Here is a 19,335-nt window from a genome sequence, read left to right on the forward strand (position 1 = left end):
AGGGCGAAGCTTCCTGTGGGCGAGCTTCGAGCCGCTTCCTCCTCTAAAGGAATGAAGGCTAAGTGCGTCACGTCCTGTGACAATGCCTTCTTGACCAACATCATGTTGGCCTCAGGGTCTCGTCTGTCTCGCTTTCCCACGGGAGTCGAGTAGCCCTCCACTCCAATCAGCAATAGCGTAGAATTTTTATAAAATTTATGCATTGCAAAAGAGAACGCAGTTGTTACTCATCAGAATGGACTTATAACAGTTAAGCAAATTGTATAGCTGTTATTGCCACTGCTTCGTTTTGCCAAAGTGGCATACTTTTTTATATGACACCTTAATTATATAAAAAAACACGAATCGACATGTTGCGATTCGTGTTTTTTTACAAGGAAAATTGGAGCTATATGTAGAATATATACAGTATTAGGGTATATAAGCCTCATCAGCATAACGTGGGGGTGATTTCCGTTCCGGCTGAGCGCTTTTATCGCTGCCGCTTCGCTTTCGCACAGAGCAAAGCTTCCTAGGGGCGTCCGATGAGCCGCTTGGGCCAACAGATGTTTTTTGCGCGAAAGCGTAGTGCTAACGAAGCGTCAGCAACACGATGTTGGTCACGAAGACGTTATCACAGGACGTGATGGTTTTAGCCTTCGATCTGCAATTGCTGGTCCCCAAGGAGTTGCCCGGTCTCCACTCCAATCAACTTACATATGGCATATGCTTTAACAAATTGCATCTCCTAATTTTGGCGGTGGGTTATATTTTAAACCTATAAAAAATGGGGAAGTTTCTAAATTTATAAAATATTCTGCTTTTCGGGTATTATAGAAAGGAAGAGATTAAAAGGAGCTTATAAACAGTGAACATTAGTAATTTTTCTATTAAAAGGCCTGTTTTTACATTAGTTACGATGATATTAGTCATTATATTAGGTGGCGTTTCATTATTAAAAATACCTATTACGCTTATTCCAGAATTACGTCCACCAATAGGCATCGTTGTTACCAATTATCCTGGTGCAAGTCCAACAGAGGTTAATGAGAAAATAACGAAGCCTTTAGAAGCAACGCTTGCCACCTTACCAGGGATAAAAAAACTACAGTCTACCTCTCAAGAAGGATCCAATTTAATTATTCTCGAGTTTGATTGGTCAACCAATATTGAAGATGCTCAGCTTGATATTTTACAACGAATCGATATGACCCCTTTACCGAATGGTGCTGAGAAACCTAACTTTATAAAATTTGATCCATCACAATTTCCTATAATACAACTTTCACTGCGGGCGGAAAATGATAATGTAGATGTGCGTTTACTGGCGGAAGCCTTAGAAAAAGAACTTCGTCGAACGGCAGGTGTCGCAAGTGTCAATATTTCCGGTAAGCTGGTAGAAGAAGTTCAAATAACTTTAGATAAATCGAAGCTAGTTGAAAAAGGATTAACCCAAGCAGATATTATTCAAATTATTCAATCGAGCAATGTTTCTCTTCCTGGTGAACCAGTGTTAACAGCAGATGGGAAGATGTTAACTACTCGTATTTTAAGCACATTAAATTCGCCAGAAAGCATTGCGGATTTAATCATTTCAGTAAATCCCCTAGATGGTAAAGCATTAACAGTTGGAGAAGTAGCAACTGTTGAACGCGTAGAGCAAAAATCCGTAACTACTACTCGAGCAAATGAGCATCCTGCAGTATTAATGTCTGTGTTACAGGAGTCAGGTGCTAATACGGCAGAGGTATCAAAAGCTTTTAAAGAAGCTTTAAATGAATTATTAACGAAGAAGCAATATCAAGGAATCGTTGCAGACGTGCTAGTGGACCAAGGAAACTACGTGGATTTAGCGATTAGTAATATCGGATCTTCTTTACTTCTAGGTGGATTATTCGCAATGTTAGTATTGTTTGTCTTTCTACGTAGTGTGAAAAGCCCTATTATCATTGGCATTGCGATTCCATATTCAGTGATTGTTACATTTGTTTTAATGTTTTTTGCAAATTTCTCGCTCAATATTATGACATTAGGGGCATTAGCACTTGGCATCGGTATGCTGGTTGATAATGCTATCGTTGTTATTGAAAACATTGAACGACATTTAGGACTTGGCAAGGACCCGATAGTAGCAGCTAAGGAAGGGACGAAGGAAGTGGCACTTGCGATTACGGCTTCCACTCTAACTACTATTGCGGTATTTATTCCAGTAATGTTTATTGAAGGATTAATAGGTCAAATTTTCACAGAATTTGCATTAACTATTTCCTTTAGCTTAATTGCTTCATTAGTCGTTGCGTTAACAGTTGTCCCAATGCTTGCAAGTCGTCTTTTAAAAATGAAATCAACGAATATTTACGAAAAGCGTAATGAGTCATCCTTTTACAAGAGCTATAAAAAATCAATTATTTGGGTATTGCGTCATCGTATGCTTGTATTAATCTCAGCAGTTGTCTGTTTTGGACTTGCATTGTTTGGGCTTATGAAAATGGGCACAGAGTTTTTACCGCCAACCGATGAAGGATTTGCATCCATTAGTGTAAATCTTGAAAAAGGGGTAGCAGTATCAGAAACAGAAAAAGTTGTTGCGAAAATTGAGGAACGCTTGAAACGGGAGAAAGATGTTGACGTATATGTTAGCTTAATCGGCGGTACGCAGCAGGCACAATCACGAGGGCAAACAAGTGCAAACCAAGCAGAGCTATATGTAAAGCTTGTGCCTGTAGCAGATAGGGACCGTTCGATTTTTGAATTTGTGGAAGAGGTTGAGCGAGATTTGAATAAAGAGCTAGGTGAGCAAGTTGAAATTAACTTCAATGTCTCAACGACAACCGGTTCGTCACCAAATACATTAACGTTTAGGCTAACAGACTCGGATGAGCAAAGACTTCATAGCTCTGTTGATAAGGTGCAGCAGGAGCTATCAAAAGTAAAGGCCATCACAAAAGTATCTACGGATTTAGATATCACTGTCAAAGAAATTCAAGTCGAAGTAAACCGAGAAAAGGCGAAGGACTACGGATTTGTACCTGCGCAAATTGCTCAAACGGTCAATCAAATGACAAAGGGTCAGCTAACTACGCAAATAATGGCAGAGGATGGTGCTGTATTGCCTGTTTATACAGGCTTTGGACAAGTGTTTAATGATAGTATCGAGTCATTAAAATCGATGCAGCTTCGTTCACCTGCTGGTTTATTTGTAAAGCTAGAGGACATTGCGACTGTTTCTATACAGGAAGGACCAGTATCGATAAGACGTTCAGATCAGGCGGCTGCGGTTGCATTTTTTGTAGAGTATGAAACGAAGGAATCACTAGGTGGCATCTCAGCAAAAGTGGACAAAGCATTGGGAAAAGCAGATTTACCATCTGAAACTCAAGTTGTCTTTAGTGGAGATCGTGAACTTTATGATAGTGCGATTAATGATATGCTTTTAGCGGTTGCATTAGCAATAGTGCTTGTATATATCGTAATGGCTGCACAATTTGAATCATTCAAATATCCATTCGTTATCATGTTCACAGTGCCATTAATGATTATTGGCGTTGCAATTGCAATGTTTGCTACGAACACGCTCATTGGTGTGACATCTGTTATAGGCATCTTAGTACTAGTTGGAATTGTCGTGAACAACGGGATTGTACTTGTAGATTACATTAATCAACAAAAGGCTAGTGGAATGGCGACGTATGATGCAATTTTACTTGCTACACAAGATCGACTTCGACCAATTTTAATGACGGCACTAACAACAATCTTAGGATTGCTACCACTTGCTCTTGGTATTGGTGAAGGAACAGAGATGAATCAACCAATGGGGATTGTAGTAATCGGAGGACTTGTGACATCAACTTTGTTGACATTATATATTGTACCGATTATCTTCAGCTTAATGGATAAAGAAACTAGGAAGATGCGGTAAGCTCAGGGGGATGAGAGATGGGGGTTCATTTTTTTACAGGGTTTCCGGGTTTTATTTCAAGTCAATTAATTCGAGAGTTATTTCGAAAAAATCAATCTCAGGAAGTAATCACAATTGTTTTGGCTGGTGAATTAATAAAGGCGAATTTTGAAAGAGAAAATATACTAACGGAGTTTCCTAACTGTTCTATTCATATTGTAGAGGGCGATATTACATTACCGAATCTTGGTCTAGAAAACCAAGCTATACAGGAAATTGTACCTCAAATTGAGGTGCTCTGGCATCTAGCTGCAATTTATGATCTAGCAGTACCACGTGAACTAGCATGGAAGGTAAATGTGCATGGTACGACGATGGTCAATGATTTTGTTCGAACACTTCCGAACTTAAGACGCTATATGTATTTTAGTACGGCGTATGTAGCAGGAACACGTGAAGGTGTTTTGCGTGAAAACGAACTAATTCGTCCTCCTGCATTTAAAAACTATTATGAGGAAACAAAATATGAAGCTGAGCATCGAGTGGAGGACTTGAAATCAGAAATACCACTGACAATAATTCGCCCTGGCATAGTTCGTGGACATTCGGAAACAGGAGAGACTATTAAATTCGATGGGCCCTATTTCTTTTTAAATATGGTGGATAGATTAAAATGCCTTCCGTTTATCCCGTATATTGGTCAATCGAAAGCAACAATAAATGTGGTGCCAGTGGATTATATTATAAACGCTTCGACTTATCTAGTTGATGAAAAATGTGCTGAAGGGATAACTTTGCATCTAACGGACCCAAAACCGCATCCTGTGCAGGAAGTGTATCGTACGATGGTGAAATTATTAACTAACCATTATCCTAAAGGGCGATTACCGTTAACTCTAGCAAGATTATCTTTACAAGTGCCATGTATTAGAAAAAATCTAAGGGTTGAGCAAGAAACTTTAGACTACTTAACTTGGAATGCTAAGTTCGATACATCAGAAGCGGTTACTATTTTGAAAAAGGGTGGTATTACATGCCCCGATTTTATACAGACTATGCCTAGAATGATTGATTTTTATTTAGCACATAAAGAAGATAAAAGCTATCAAATTCAGATAAAGTGAGTAGCCCGTAGCTGAAATCAGAGCCTTCTATTAATAGTAGGGTAGATAATTTTGCCACTCATATATGATAGTGCTATAATAAGTTAACAGAAGAAGAACCTTCGACGTTTTGTCAAAGGGGAGTAGCTAACAGATACGAGCGATGTATCTGGATCACATTCGTCATTACATGGTTTTTACCATCGGGTGTGATAAGCGAATAACTCTATGCTAGCGGTATTCAGCTTCTAGTAATAGAGATAATTATTTGCTTAGCGAGACCTTTGCCTTTTATAGGGCAGAGGTCTTTTCTTTTGTACTCGTATAGTAATGACTATTTTGGGTATACAGAGCATTAGAGGAGGCACATGAATGGAATCAATTTTATTACAATACGGTTGGGTACTTATTGTACTTGTAGTATTAGAAGGGTTATTAGCAGCAGATAATGCAGTTGTAATGGCAGTGATGGTGAAGCACTTGCCACATGAGCAACAGAAAAAAGCATTATTTTACGGATTATTTGGCGCGTTAATTTTCCGATTCTCTGCACTCTTTGTCATTACAGTATTAGTGAATTATTGGCAAATTCAAGCATTGGGAGCAGCTTATTTATTATTTATGTCTGCCAAAAATATATATGATTTGCGTTATAAAGGGCATTCAGAAGAAGTATCTAACGATAAGGCGGAGAAAAAGGGCTCTGGTTTTTGGATGACAGTGATGAAGGTAGAGGCAGCGGATATTGCATTTGCTATTGATTCTATGCTTGCTGCAGTTGCCATTGCTGTAACTTTACCGAAGTTAGGGAACTTTGAAATTGGTGGCATCAATGGTGGGCAATTTATTGTTATGTTACTTGGAGGATTTATCGGAGTCATAATGATGCGATTTGCGGCACAATGGTTTGTGAAAATATTAAATGACTATCCTTCACTTGAAACAGCTGCGTTTTTAATTGTAGGTTGGGTAGGTGTGAAGCTCGTTGTGTTAACATTGTCACATGAGAAGGTGGGCATCTTACCTGTAGAGTTTCCGCATTCTACTGTGTGGGAGTTAACTTTCTGGATTGTATTAGTTGCCATCGCACTTGTAGGTTATTTAGTAGGAGTTCGTAATAAAAAATAAAGCTCAATAATAGTTTAGAGGAATAGTCGTATCTATTCCTCTTTCTTTTTTTATATATTTTTTCTATACTAGTATCTATCGAGTTTGGCATCATTTAAGGAAGGGGTTGTCAAAGTGCCCTGGAAAAGATCAAAAAATAGACTTGTAACACCTTTTCAGGTACTTGTTTCTTATTATTTTATAGCTATAGCGATTTCCTTCCTGTTACTACGACTACCAGGCGTTCATCAAGAAGGTGTTAAAGTTTCATTATTAGATAGCTTGTTTACAGCAGTAAGTGCAGTTAGTGTAACAGGATTAACAACATTCAATATATCTGAGAGCTATACAACATTTGGGCTCGTGATGGTTCTTGTTATTTTACAGCTAGGGGCAATTGGTATTATGTCACTAGGTACATTTGTTTGGTTACTTGTTGGGAAGAAAATTGGTATGCGTGAGCGTCAGTTAATTATGATTGACCATAATCAATACAATTTGTCAGGGGTTGTTCAATTAATTCGAGAAATTTTGAAAATATTAATTGGCATTGAAGCGATTGGTGCGATTATTTTAACTTTGCACTTTACCAATTATTTTGATACTTGGGAAGAAGCCTTGATTCATGGTGTCTTTGCCTCCGTTTCTGCTACTACAAATGGTGGTTTTGATATTACAGGAATGAGTTTACTACCGTTTCATAACGATTACTTTGTTCAATTGATAACGATGGTACTCATAGTGCTTGGTGCTATAGGATTCCCTGTACTAATAGAAGTGAAAACTTTTTTACTTCATCGTCATGAGAACTTTCGCTTTAGTTTATTTACTAAAATAACAACCTCCACATATGCAATTCTATTTGTGGTAGGGGCTGTCGTTATCTTTTTGCTCGAATCATTCCATTCGTTTAAAGGGATGTCTTGGCATGAGGCGCTTTTTTCTGCAATGTTCCATTCGGTCTCGACCCGATCAGCCGGACTAGCAACCTATGATGTAACATCCTTCAGTGAAGCGACAGATTTTTTTATTAGCTTTTTAATGTTCATTGGTTCTTCACCGAGTTCAGTTGGGGGTGGGATACGTACAACAACGTTTGCAATGGCCATTCTATTCCTAATTACTTTTTCACGAGGTAGAGAGGATATTCAAGTATTCGGACGTGAAATACATTTAATTGATGTTTTCCGCTCGTTTGTTGTTATTTTATTGGCATTCTTTATGGTATTAGTTTCGACAATTATTTTACTCATTACCGAGCCACACGCATCGCTCATTCAAATAATTTTTGAAATCACATCAGCGTTCGGAACATGTGGGATGTCTTTAGGAATCACCTCCGACCTATCGGTAATCGGTAAAATTATCATTATGATTTTAATGTTTATTGGTCGTGTCGGTTTAATTTCCTTCCTTTACACTCTTGGTGGTGGAGGTAGAGGCAAAAAATCAAGTTATCACTATCCTAAAGAACGAGTAATTATTGGGTAAAGTACTAGAACTTTGAAGAAGAGCTAATGTTTAGCTCTTTTTTAATTTCCTTACTATTTATGTGGTACTTAAATCTGAGGATTTTAAGAAACTTCTTTAGATTAACTTAGTAGAAAATCTATACGTAAAAGAGTCTTAGATTGTTTAATTGACTGAAAAATTGCTGTCGTCACATAATTGTCGAAAAATTTAAAATTATTTTTCCTGGTTAATAGGACTGTTTGGTGGGTAATATTTACAATAATAAGGTATTAATGAGTTGAGAATTTCGTACTAAGCTTTTTTAGGATAATTGTAATGCCTCTAAAAATCTCTATTAACCGCAATTAATCTATGACTTTAACTTATAATAGGCTCAATTAAAAAGGTAATTGTTTGGTTTTTATTTTAGGTTACTGAAAAATTTATGAATTCTTGATGAATGAAAAAACGCTAGTCCTTTATTTTATTAAAGGACTAGCGTTTCTTATTTTATAGAGTGGATTGTTGCAAAGTATGGGGTTTGACCATGACGGAAGTAAGTTAATAGATAGCCGTTTTTTGGTACAATTTTGCCTTTTGAGAAATTTAGGTAATCTATATGATGTGGAATAATGAGCGTATGTTTAAACAACTCTTTTTCAGATAGATTGAAGCTGGCGAATTCCTCACCTGCAATTGCAGGGTTTTCACGTAAAGCATTATAAAGGGCTTTTTGTTGCTCCTCAGTAGGGCGCTCTTTCCACCATAATTTACGTGGTTGGAACTGCTGAGTCATTAAATAATCTAGTTGCATTAGGCTTTGAATGATAGTTAAATCGGCACCTTCTACAGTTTCTAAAAACATTAATAAACGACGGAATAAATCTTCGAGCTGATGACCGATACGCGACCAACCTTTTGTTTCCCAATAAGTACCGAAATTTTGGAAGAAATCAAAGGGTGTTTCAAACACTTCAGTTACTAAGTATTCAATCGTATGATCCATACGGTGATCGTTCCAATATTTCTCAAGTACATCCTCTGCATGTTTAATGCGTACTATATCATCAAATGTTAAGACATTGTTTGAGAAAATCTCGTAAGGAGATTGGTCCACATACGTATAGCCGAATTTTTCAGCCTCTAGACGAAGGCCTGTCCCACGCAGAAGTTTTAGGAATCCAAGCTGTAATTCCTCTGGTCGCATTGCGAAAACATCATTAAAGGTTTGACGGAAGCTTGCATAATCTTCCTCTGGTAAACCAGCGATTAAATCTAAATGTTGATCAATCTTTCCACCTTCTTTGACCATCGTCACTGTACGCGTTAGTTTTTCAAAGTTTTGACGGCGCTGTACAAGAGTATTTGTTAAATCATTCGTTGACTGAACACCTATTTCAAAACGGAAAAGACCTTTTGGTGCGTTATCATTTAAAAACTGGATAACCTCAGGACGCATAATATCTGCGGTAATTTCAAATTGGAATACAACCCCTGGCTTATGTTCATCGATTAAAAACTGGAACATTTCCATGGCATAGCTGCGACTTATATTAAATGTACGGTCAACAAACTTAATAGTACGCGCACCATTGTCCATCAAGAATCGAATATCTTCTTTTATTTTTTCTCGATTGAAATAACGAACCCCTACTTCAATAGAAGATAAACAAAATTGACAGCTAAATGGACAGCCTCGACTTGTTTCAATATATTGAATTCGTTTGCTTAGATGAGGGAGGTCCTCCTCAAAACGAAATGGACTTGGCAATTCACGTAAATCTATTTTTGGTGCTTGTGCGTGAATTCGTACTTTACCATCCTCTAAGTAGCAAATCCCTGGAACATCGTCTAATGCAATTTCTCCATGCAAATAGCGTAATAACTGTTTAAAGGAAGTTTCTCCTTCGCCCATAACAATGAAATCAACCTCTTCAATTCTACGTAACCAATGGTGGGCATCGTAAGAAACTTCAGGTCCTCCGAGCAAAATTTTAACATTTGGACAGACAGTTTTTAACATCTTGATGACGTGAATAGTTTCTTCGATATTCCAAATATAGCAACTAAATCCTACGATATCAGGTTTTTTTTGAAACAAATCTGATACAATATTAAAAGCAGGATCTTTTATTGTATATTCTGCAATTATTGGATTAAATTCTGGTAAAGCTGCTCCTTTTAAATAACGCAATGCTAAATTTGTGTGAATATACTTTGCGTTTAAAGTAGTTAAAATAGTATTCATGCAATAATCTTCCTTTCAATTTCTAATTGTAACAGTCAAGTAGCTGTCATACAATATAATCCTTTTTACCTATTTATTTTGTGAACAGTTCGTGAAATAATTTTAAATACTTAAATTTACTAAATTTTGTAATAATAGAATCGTGCAATCATAGATTATAGTAAAGGCTCAAAATTCGAATAAGGGGTTTTTTACTCTTTTGAAAGGTTCGGTGAGAAAGTTGAAGCAAAATGATATTAATCAATGTTTTGGAAACCTTATGACAAGTACTTCGTCACCAACACTTATTCTTAATAAAGCAGGGAAAATTTTGAACGTGAATGAGGCTGCTATTAACCTTTTTAACCTCACTTCAACGTATATTGGCTATTTAACTATGGACGAGCCATCTAATTTAAATTGGGCGAAGTTCGTCAAACAATTAGAAAGTGATTTGAGATCAGAAGAAATCTTCAATATTCAAACAGCTGGAAACGAGTTTGAAATGATGTCTTTCAAATGTTTTTATGATCCAAACACAGAAGAAATTGTTGCGCAAATTTCAACGTTAAATAATGACATAGCTCATGAATTATATGTTAGTCAAGAGCAGGAGAGATCACAATCTTTCAATGCTTATGATCACTTACCGTACGCCGTTATTGTAAGTGATGCTAGCGGGATAATTCTTGGGCTAAATAAGTGTGCCGAAATGTATTTAAAAATAGAAAAGTCACAGCTTCTTCATAAGGCACATCAACATATATTTGATGCATTTACATTGAAGAAAGGTCAAATTACAACATACCTTTCTAAACTGATGGGTGAAAAACATGCAAATATTCATGTAGTTGATGAAACACAAGTTAGCAGAACTTGCTATTATGAAATTTCGAGTATCTTTGATGAATATAACAATATTATTGTCACAGTCATTAATGATGAAACAGAAAAGAAACAACTTCAACATAGAGTGGAACATCAGCAAGCTTTAAATGTTGTCGGTCAAATGGCCGCAAGTATAGCCCATGAAATTCGTAATCCATTAACTTCTTTAAAGGGCTTTACCGAATTATTAAAGCTAAATGCCGATGAAGAGTCACGCATGTATTTATCTGTCATTGATAGTGAACTTCAACGGATGGAACAAATTTTATCCGAGCTTTTAGTATTGTCCAAGCCAACAAGTATGAAGGTGGAATTATTAGAGTTAAACAACATTGTGAAGCAAGTGATTGAGTTTATGCTTCCAGATGCACTTATGAAAAATATTATGATTCAATACATCTCTCCTTCTACCCAAGTATACATTGGTGGCAATGAGAATCGCTTAAAGCAAGTATTCATGAATCTTATTAAAAATGCGATGGAATCCATGAATAATGGTGGAACTATCACAGTGGAAATGAATGTTAATGACTGTGCGATTGTAGAACTAATGATTAAAGACGAAGGTGTCGGTATGGACAGTGCTACCCTTCAAAACTTATTCCAACCTTTTTACACGACGAAATCAACAGGGACAGGACTAGGCCTTGCTTTCGTGAAAAAGGTGATTGAAGAGCATGAAGGAGTAATAGGTGTGAATAGTGAATTACAGAAGGGGACATGCTTCCACTTACAATTCCCAATTTACACATTTAATCAGATGGATACAATAGAGGTATCCACGAAAGATCCTGCTTATTTAGTAACATAAAAATAGTTATAATGATAACATAAACCACCATGAAAGGCTCAAATTAAATATTGCTTTTGACAACGCTTTTCTAATATCGCTATAATGGCATGTATAAAGAGCGAATTGAGAGGAAAAGGATATGACGTCAGAAGATTTAAAGCAATCTTTAAAATTATACATTGTATTATCACGTGCACATAAAGCAATTAATGAGACGACGCATCAATTTTTTCAAGAGAATGGATTAAACCCTACTGAATTTGCTGTCTTAGAGCTTCTTTATCATAAAGGAAGACAGCCATTACAGCAAATTGGCAATAAAATTTTGCTAGCTAGTGGGTCTATTACGTATGTCATTGACAAACTTGAAAAAAGAGGTTATTTATTACGTGTCTCTTGTCCATCAGATCGCCGTGTTACTTATGCAGAAATTACGGATAAAGGTGAAGCATTTATGGGAGAACTATTTCCAAAACATGAACAGCATTTACATGAATTGATGAGTGTGTTATCTGTTGAAGAAAAAGATCAAGCTATCACTTTATTAAAAAAATTAGGCCTATCTATTAAGGATTTGTCTTATTAAAAAGAGTTGTCTCAATGAATTTGAGGCAACTTTTTTACTTTGGCAAGTTGTCGCTAATGTGGGGGCGAGGCTAATGTATCACTTTCTTGAAAGCCCCTTCCTTAATCACGTTTAACGCCCTCATGACCGCCCCTAGCCGCTCTATCGGACAAATCCATCCAGTCAGAACGAAAATCTCCCTCGCGGTATGGTATAAGCCCTTAAAATAAAAAAGACTGTAGAGCAAAAAGATTGTCTACAGTCCTATTTGAATAACTATTTTTTAGAAATAGTTGCTGCCATTTTAAGCATAGCATCCGTTAAATCAAGTTCGTTGTTATCGTGAATTGTTAGTTTTGTAATTAAACCGTCTTTTTCAAAAACAACGCCGATTACTTTTTCTGTATCAAAGTTTACAACAAAGCCGTCAATGTTTTTTACATCTTTAAATGCAGATAAATCTTCAGAAGATAAAGCTGATGTTTCACCAACAGCATTCATATAATCTTGCATAGATGTTTTTGCATCTTCGTAGCTTGATTGTGATGCATCAATAGTTTCGATACGCATAAATACTTCAGAATTTTCTTTAGAAACTAACATGTCTTTACCTGGTTCTTCTTGGGAAAGCGTAAATCCAGGTATTTGTTGCATTTTATAGTCTTGTTTAGCACTTTTAGATTCTGTAGTTTTTTCAGTTTTGTCTTCACCTTTTTGTACATAGTTAACTTCTTGTTCTTTTTTAGTTGCATTGTCTTCTTTATTTGTTTCATTTGATGTAGGCGTTTCTTGCGATTTATCTACAGCTTTATCCTCAGGTGATGGTTGCTGTTGTTCAGTCTGGGCATTTGATGGCTCATTTTTTTGAGCATCAGAATCTTCTGTTTTATCAGAAGTATTACATCCTACGACTAAAACAGATGTTAGTAATAATGCAGGTATAGAAAATAATTTTTTTTGCATGAAAAGCCCTCCTTTTCCTAATTAAACGTTGGTAAAGATAAAATGTTTCCAAATTTTAATGTTATCATGTTAAAGGTAACACTAAAAATAATAATAGTACAAAAACTACATGGGCTACAATAACAAGGGGCATACTTTTACGCCATTCATATAACAAGCCCCAAATAAGACTTGTTACAAGTGCAGCGATCATACCAAGTATAAAGCCGCTTATTGCGATGGAGATTGCGCATAAAATCGCAGCTACAATGACAGCAAAAGTAGGACGCATAAAGCGTTTTAGTTGTTGCTGAACATAGCCACGCCAAAAGAGCTCTTCACCAATAGCAATAATGAAAACGAGGAAAATAAAGTGCCAAATATTTTGTGGTCCATAATTTGCTAAAAATTTTTGTACTGATTGTACTAAAGAATCATTAATGTATGGTGCAAGCCAATAGCCAAAGCGTATAATACCGTATGTTATTGTACCGTATCCAATACCGAAGAGTAAAAATTTCCAGGTAGGTAACTGATCTTCAATATTACTAGCCAAAATTGCAATTGCAATACATACAAGCAAAGTAAAAGCATAAAGGTACCAAAAAACAGCTGGGTTAGCAAAGGTAAAAGCAAGCATGCCGTAAACGAATAATAAAGAAAGGAGTAATATTATTGTTTGTTTCGAATTTGTAAGCATCATTCGACCTCCATGCTTATAATATTATCAAAAAAAAAGCCCCTTATCATCTATTAAGACAAATAGGGACTATTCAGACTATTAAGCTTTATTTGTATATAAAATTTTGTAACGTTTATGGTTGACGACCGTTTTTTCTTCAATTTCAAGAGAATCGAAATTCTCCATGTATGTTAAATCAACGATCACCGAATTTTCATTTACTTTTTCGACTATACCTTGTAAACCATCTTTAAACTCGATAATATTTCCAACTTCAGCTATTTTCACAGACAGTCAGCTCCTTCATCGACTAATAATATACAGTTTGCATGAAAAAATGGGAAACGTAAAGCTTTTTTTAAATAATTCATAATTTATTACACAAAACTCTAAAAAGAAAGGAATAGAATAAATGGAAAAATACGAAAACATGATTAAACAATTACAAAGTGGGGAAATAGAAAGTATAGAGATAGAAAAGGAACAATTTTATGAGTTTCGAGAAGTACTTGTAAAACATCCTTTATTTAAACATTTTAGAGGTGAGGCCAAACAAAATGGACGCGTGATCTATACTTATCAGGAAATTCCAAGAAGCTAATTTGTCGAACATTGTCGTAAGTTAATGCTGTAAGAAATGAAATATAAATGTATAATAATGGTATGATTATTTGTGTGTGGAGGGTTTAATGAATGGTCAATCTACTCTTGAAACAAATGGAACAAACTCGTGAGATGATGATTCGCTCAGGTGTAGAGAACGGGTTACAAAATGCGAAAACCATTCAACTGAGTCGCAGATTAGATCAGTTAATGAATACTTATTATAGACAAACAGCATTTGAAGAAGAAGAAAATCAAGAAGATTGAAAGAATGTTCCAGTATCCAGAGAATAAACTTTTTAAAATAATATGTTTAAAAGGAATTTGATGGGGAAATACTTATTATGAACACAGCAACATTCTCATTTCCCCCTTTAGAGCAGTGATACCCCATCATCTGCTCTCTTTTTTTTCTTCATTTAGCAAATGGTTTATGTAGCGAAAGCTAAAGCCTCTGAAAGTGATTTACTCGTATATATGCAGCACATAAGAATTTTAGTACAAATTAATAAGAGGAGTTTGAATTATCGCACTTATTCAACTACACTGAAAGATAAAAATAAGTGCTAATGATTGATTATCTAAAAAATGTTGCGAGAATCAATCGATGGTCTTTATAACAAAGGAGTATGTACATATGGGAAAAGAGAGTATTGCATTTATCGGCACTGGCGTTATGGGTGCAAGTATTATCAAGCATTTATTAAAAAATGGTCATGAGGTAACAGTTTATACACGCACAAAGGAGAAAGCGGAGCCGCTTATGGCGTTAGGTGCAACTTGGGCAAGTACGCCAGCAGAAGCATTTAAAAATAAGGAAATGGCCTTTACAATGGTTGGATACCCTGCAGATGTAGAGGAAGTTTATTTTGGAGATAATGGTTTATTTCAAACAGCTGAATCCGGCAATATCGTTATTGATATGACTACTTCCGAGCCAACATTGGCAAAGAAAATTTTTGAGCGTGCCCAAAAGCTTGGAGTAGAAGCGTTAGATGCACCTGTTTCTGGAGGAGATATCGGTGCTCAAAATGGGACATTATCAATTATGGTTGGAGGTAGCCGAGCTTCATTCAATAAAGTTTTATCAGTCATGAAACATTTTGGTGAAAATATTGTTTATCAAGGTGAAGCTGGTGCAGGACAGCATGCTAAAATGTGTAATCAGATCGTTATTGCTTCTGGAATGATTGGTGTGTGTGAGTCACTGGCTTACGGTTTAAAGGCAGGACTTGATTTACCAACAGTATTGCAATCTATTTCGTCTGGTGCAGCAGGCTCTTGGTCGTTAAGTAATTTAGCACCGCGTATGATAAAAGAAGATTACGCGCCAGGTTTTTATATAAAGCATTTTGTAAAGGATATGAAAATTGCATTAGACGAATCTAACAAAATGGGGATTACATTACCAGGCCTAGCACTTGCTTATGATATGTACGAAAAGCTAATGGAAGAGGGCTATGGTGAAAACGGTACACAAGCACTTTTAAAGGCTTATCAATAAAAGTTAATACTCTAGAAAACTGAAGAATTTTAAATTTTAGGAAGCCCGAAGTATCATCTTTTGGAAGGATGAATACTTCGGGTTTTCATATATCTTCATTCAGTAGAAGACTCTACCTATGATGGTTGTAAGGTTAATGCGGATGTGAATACAAATGTGTCCAAACTTCTACTGAATGAAGATAAAGCCTCCGGCGGATGTCACAGATTTTGAAAGGAATGAATTGTGCAGGCACAATTCAAAATCCGGACGCAATTATGCCAAAGCGTAATTGATAAAGAAGCAGCTCACTAACACACAGAAAATAGCAAACTACGAAGCATCACTCTTTATTAAAAAGTTTTGCGTCTAAAGAAAAACTAGATGCCCCAGCAAGTGCAAAGTATAAAGCAATTGCAGCTAAAGCTAAGTCTAATTCATATCCAGCTAAGCCGTTTGCGCCGATAAAGCCAACGCTAAGCTTCGCTGTAAAAATGGCAACAATCATTGTCACTGTCAATAAAGCGCCAAAAAGTCTTGTACCTAAGCCTAAAATAATTGCTACACCACCGACTAGTTCTATAATGGCTACAATATAAGCCATAAAGCCTGGAATACCAATGGCATCAAAATAATCAGCTGTGAAGCCGATACCACCTTGAAACTTTTGAAATCCGTGAGCTGCAAAAATAATGCCAAGTACCACACGTAAAATAGTTGAACCGATATTTTGCATAGTTTAATAAACTCCTTTTGTTTTTTACTTACATTTCGTAACTTAGTTTATTTTTAAAAACAACTTTTGTCAAGTAACTAAATTTTATTTTTGAAACTGATTTTCGAAAAAATGATATACTGTTATATAAGAACGAAATACTAAGGAGGCAAATAAATTGGATCAAAAAAATATTTGTCCACGATTTGAAAAGGCGCTAAAAATATTAAATCATAGCTGGAACACCCTGCTTATTTATCAGTTATTAGAAGGTCCTCAACGATACTCAACAATTAAAAATCAGGTGGGTATTAGCAGTCGTGTGTTGACGGAGAGATTAAAAGAATTAGAAATCGAGAACATTGTGAAACGCACTGTTATACCATCAACACCAGTAGTGATAGAATATGAGCTAACAGAAAAAGGACATGCACTTGCACCGGTCCTTAAAGCCATTGAACAATGGTCTTCTACGTGGGTGAATTTAGAAGAATAGTACAAAGGATATCCAAGCGAGGGGGCTTGGATATCTTTTTAGTGTTGAAAGAATGGTCAAGGAAATTGAGGGTAATTTCCGTTAAGGAAGTAGGACTCTCTTCTGCAACGAGGGGTTGATTTCCGTTCCGGCTGAGCGCTTTTATCGCTGTCGCACAGAAAACATTTGTTGCTGCCGCTCCGCTTTCGCACAGAAAACATTTGTTGCTGCCGCTCCGCTTTCGCACAGAAAACATTTGTTGCTGCCGCTTCGCTTTCGCTTAGAGCAAAGCTTCCTGGGGGCGCCCGATGAGCCGCTTGGGCCTACACGATGTAGGTCACGAAGGCGTTATCACAGGACGTGATGGTTTTAGCCTTCGTTCCTTTATCGCTAATCCCCAAGGAGTCGCCCAGACTCCACTCCAATCAACCACTTCACACATCTAGTATGAACTCTAATTAATAATGATAAGAAAAAGCTTCAGCAATGTTTTTTATGTGTGAAAGCGGAGCGGTAGCAACAAGATGTGCGGCAACGCAGTGATAACTTAGCAACATCAGCTACAAAGCGATATTTGGCTCGACTCTCACCCAGAGGAAAGCAAGGAGAGCTAGGATATCTTTTTTTATGAAGATATAGGAGTTACTGTTTCTCTATAAAAGTACTAGAACAATAGTCTCTGTTTGATAAATACTTACTACATCTTTGGTAGCTCGTAGAGAAAGAGAAGATTCGTTCATTTTAGAGTGTTAGTTAAATAAAACCGATTGTATATTGTAAATAGTATTAATTTTCTATAAATAAAGGGTATTTTTTAATACAAAAGTGAATTTATTTAATAATATAGAGAATGGGGAGGAGGGTTTTATGAAGCGAAATTCAGTAGTAAACGCACAGCATCGGAGTCAGTTAGCTCTTTATTTATCACTGCCAATTTTATCGTGGGCATTTTATGATTTTGCGAATACCATATTTTCTTCAAATATTAATACTATATTTTTCCCGTTTTATATGGATGAGGTTTTAGGGACGAATGAGGTAATGCAGCAGGTGGCAAGTACGTTTATTTCTTATGCGAATGCCATTGCAAGCTTTTTCCTCGTTGTTTTTTCACCACTTTTTGGTGTATGGATTGATAATACGGGTTATAAAAAGAGATTTATAGTGTGGTTTGCATCTATCTCTATCTTCTTCACCTTTATGATGGGTGTTTTTGCGAATCTACAGACATCAACAAATTATTCAGGTGTCCCACTTAGTTTATTTTTAGTTGTAGCTAGTTTCATCATCGCAAAATTTTTCTTTAATTCAAGTCTAGTATTCTATGATTCAATGATGGGAGATTTAGGGACAAAAGAGGAAATGCCCCTTATTTCTGGCTATGGGGTAGCGATTGGTTATCTTGGTACAATTTTAGGACTACTTGTTTATTTGTATGTAGGAAACAGTGATTTCCATCGAGCATTTATTCCAACTGCCATTTTATATTTATTATTTTCTTTGCCATTATTTTTTATAAATAAAGATACACCTATTCCGACGTCTCAGAGAAAGTCTATTAAATTTCTAGATGGCTATAAGGAAATTGTTCAAACCTTTAAGGACATGAAGCAATTTAAAGCTATTTTCACTTTTATGATTGCTTATTTCTTTTTAAATGATGCAATTGCAACAACGATTGCAATGATGGCTGTATATGCAACAGCGATTGTAGGCTTTACTTCAGGTCAATTTATCGTGCTTTATTTAGTATCTACTGTTTCGACTATTATTGGCTCGTTTTCATTTGGCTATATTACAAAAGCTATGGGAGCCAAGCGTGCAATCACCGTGGTGGCAATATTAATGATTGTTGCCTTATCATTTGCAGTATTTGCGACAGAGCAATGGATGTTCTGGCTTGCCGGTAGTATGTTTGGCGTTTCACTAGGATCGATGTGGGTAACATCTAGAACATATATTATTGAATTGTCTCCAGAAGAAAAACGGGGTCAGTTTTTTGGCTTATTTGCATTTTCGGGTAAAGTATCCTCGATTATTGGGCCAGCAGTCTATGGAACGGTTACATTATGGATGAGAGATTATGGAACGCTAGCAAGTCGTGTTGCCTTATCGACATTAATTGTGATGACCGTAATAGGCCTATTAATACATTTAAAAGTCAATGACTCAAAAGTTGAAGATAATATTTGTTAAAAAATGTGCCATGTCTATAAGTTGATTGGAGTGGAGACAAGGTGACTCCTTGGGGAAAAGCAATAGGGGAGCGAAGGCTAAAAGCATCACGTCCTGTGATAACGCCTTCGTGACCAACATCCTGTCGCTGCGCGAAAGCGAAGCGGCAGCGATAAAAGCACCCAGTCGGAACGGAATTCAACCCATGTTATTCTTGAGGCAAATCAATGAAAAAATTGGGAAAA

The 19,335-nt window shown here is 36.4% G+C and carries 16 protein-coding genes; 11 read left to right on the forward strand and 5 right to left on the reverse strand.

The genetic code is table 11. From position 1 onward, the window contains the following. Positions 1-847 precede the first annotated feature (847 nt). From ACQKNC_RS03945 to ACQKNC_RS03960, 4 genes are all read left to right on the forward strand, one after another. Positions 848-3,901 carry an efflux RND transporter permease subunit gene (locus ACQKNC_RS03945; RefSeq protein WP_427423576.1) on the forward strand — a complete coding sequence of 1,018 codons (3,054 nt, stop codon included), beginning with the start codon at positions 848-850 and terminating at the stop codon, positions 3,899-3,901. A gap of 17 nt (positions 3,902-3,918) precedes the next feature. After that, positions 3,919-5,004, forward strand: coding sequence for an SDR family oxidoreductase (locus ACQKNC_RS03950; RefSeq protein WP_427423577.1), 1,086 nt, complete (start codon positions 3,919-3,921; stop codon positions 5,002-5,004). A 351-nt stretch (positions 5,005-5,355) separates the two neighbouring features. Continuing rightward, entirely contained in the window at positions 5,356-6,111 is a 756-nt protein-coding gene (locus ACQKNC_RS03955; RefSeq protein ID WP_427423579.1) for a TerC family protein, read from the forward strand. A gap of 114 nt (positions 6,112-6,225) precedes the next feature. Beyond that, entirely contained in the window at positions 6,226-7,581 is a 1,356-nt protein-coding gene (locus ACQKNC_RS03960; protein WP_427423580.1) for a TrkH family potassium uptake protein, read from the forward strand. Positions 7,582-8,047: 466 nt separating this feature from the next. Here the strand turns inward: ACQKNC_RS03960 and ACQKNC_RS03965 are convergent, their stop codons facing one another. After that, on the reverse strand, positions 8,048-9,790 hold the full coding sequence (locus ACQKNC_RS03965; protein ID WP_427423581.1) for a B12-binding domain-containing radical SAM protein: 1,743 nt from the start codon (positions 9,788-9,790) through the stop codon (positions 8,048-8,050). A 211-nt stretch (positions 9,791-10,001) separates the two neighbouring features. On the opposite strand from ACQKNC_RS03965, the gene ACQKNC_RS03970 reads away from it, so the two are divergent. Together ACQKNC_RS03970 and ACQKNC_RS03975 are read left to right on the forward strand one after the other, a co-directional pair. Next, entirely contained in the window at positions 10,002-11,468 is a 1,467-nt protein-coding gene (locus ACQKNC_RS03970) for a PAS domain-containing sensor histidine kinase (protein ID WP_427423925.1), read from the forward strand. Positions 11,469-11,589: 121 nt separating this feature from the next. Next, entirely contained in the window at positions 11,590-12,036 is a 447-nt protein-coding gene (locus ACQKNC_RS03975; RefSeq protein ID WP_427423582.1) for a MarR family winged helix-turn-helix transcriptional regulator, read from the forward strand. Positions 12,037-12,291: 255 nt separating this feature from the next. Here ACQKNC_RS03975 and ACQKNC_RS03980 read toward each other — a convergent pair whose 3' ends face one another. The 3 genes from ACQKNC_RS03980 to ACQKNC_RS03990 form a co-directional block, all read right to left on the reverse strand. Further along, the gene (locus tag ACQKNC_RS03980) at positions 12,292-12,978 is read right to left on the reverse strand and encodes a hypothetical protein (RefSeq protein ID WP_427423583.1); all 687 of its coding nucleotides are present in this window, start codon (positions 12,976-12,978) and stop codon (positions 12,292-12,294) included. A 64-nt stretch (positions 12,979-13,042) separates the two neighbouring features. Continuing rightward, on the reverse strand, positions 13,043-13,657 hold the full coding sequence (locus ACQKNC_RS03985) for a CPBP family intramembrane glutamic endopeptidase (RefSeq protein ID WP_427423584.1): 615 nt from the start codon (positions 13,655-13,657) through the stop codon (positions 13,043-13,045). Between the two features lie 81 nt (positions 13,658-13,738). Further along, the gene (locus ACQKNC_RS03990) at positions 13,739-13,927 is read right to left on the reverse strand and encodes a YkvS family protein (protein ID WP_285400261.1); all 189 of its coding nucleotides are present in this window, start codon (positions 13,925-13,927) and stop codon (positions 13,739-13,741) included. Positions 13,928-14,051: 124 nt separating this feature from the next. Between ACQKNC_RS03990 and ACQKNC_RS03995 the strand changes: the two genes are divergently transcribed. The 3 genes from ACQKNC_RS03995 to ACQKNC_RS04005 all read left to right on the forward strand — a co-directional run bounded on the left by ACQKNC_RS03995 (position 14,052) and on the right by ACQKNC_RS04005 (position 15,746). Continuing rightward, complete coding sequence (locus tag ACQKNC_RS03995) at positions 14,052-14,240, forward strand: hypothetical protein (protein ID WP_427423585.1); 189 nt, start codon at positions 14,052-14,054, stop codon at positions 14,238-14,240. 92 nt (positions 14,241-14,332) lie between these two features. Next, positions 14,333-14,509: a Spo0E family sporulation regulatory protein-aspartic acid phosphatase gene (locus ACQKNC_RS04000; RefSeq protein WP_427423586.1), complete on the forward strand. Its 177-nt coding sequence runs from the start codon at positions 14,333-14,335 to the stop codon at positions 14,507-14,509. A gap of 370 nt (positions 14,510-14,879) precedes the next feature. Continuing rightward, entirely contained in the window at positions 14,880-15,746 is an 867-nt protein-coding gene (locus ACQKNC_RS04005) for an NAD(P)-dependent oxidoreductase (protein ID WP_427423587.1), read from the forward strand. 322 nt (positions 15,747-16,068) lie between these two features. Here the strand turns inward: ACQKNC_RS04005 and ACQKNC_RS04010 are convergent, their stop codons facing one another. Further along, positions 16,069-16,461 carry a DoxX family protein gene (locus ACQKNC_RS04010; protein ID WP_427423588.1) on the reverse strand — a complete coding sequence of 131 codons (393 nt, stop codon included), beginning with the start codon at positions 16,459-16,461 and terminating at the stop codon, positions 16,069-16,071. Positions 16,462-16,618: 157 nt separating this feature from the next. Between ACQKNC_RS04010 and ACQKNC_RS04015 the strand changes: the two genes are divergently transcribed. After that, the gene (locus tag ACQKNC_RS04015) at positions 16,619-16,936 is read left to right on the forward strand and encodes a winged helix-turn-helix transcriptional regulator (protein ID WP_427423589.1); all 318 of its coding nucleotides are present in this window, start codon (positions 16,619-16,621) and stop codon (positions 16,934-16,936) included. A gap of 846 nt (positions 16,937-17,782) precedes the next feature. Beyond that, complete coding sequence (locus ACQKNC_RS04020; protein WP_427423590.1) at positions 17,783-19,111, forward strand: MFS transporter; 1,329 nt, start codon at positions 17,783-17,785, stop codon at positions 19,109-19,111. Positions 19,112-19,335: the final 224 nt, after the last annotated feature.

This window comes from Lysinibacillus sp. NPDC094177 (assembly GCF_050279145.1).
Taxonomy (GTDB): Bacteria; Bacillota; Bacilli; order Bacillales_A; family Planococcaceae; genus Lysinibacillus.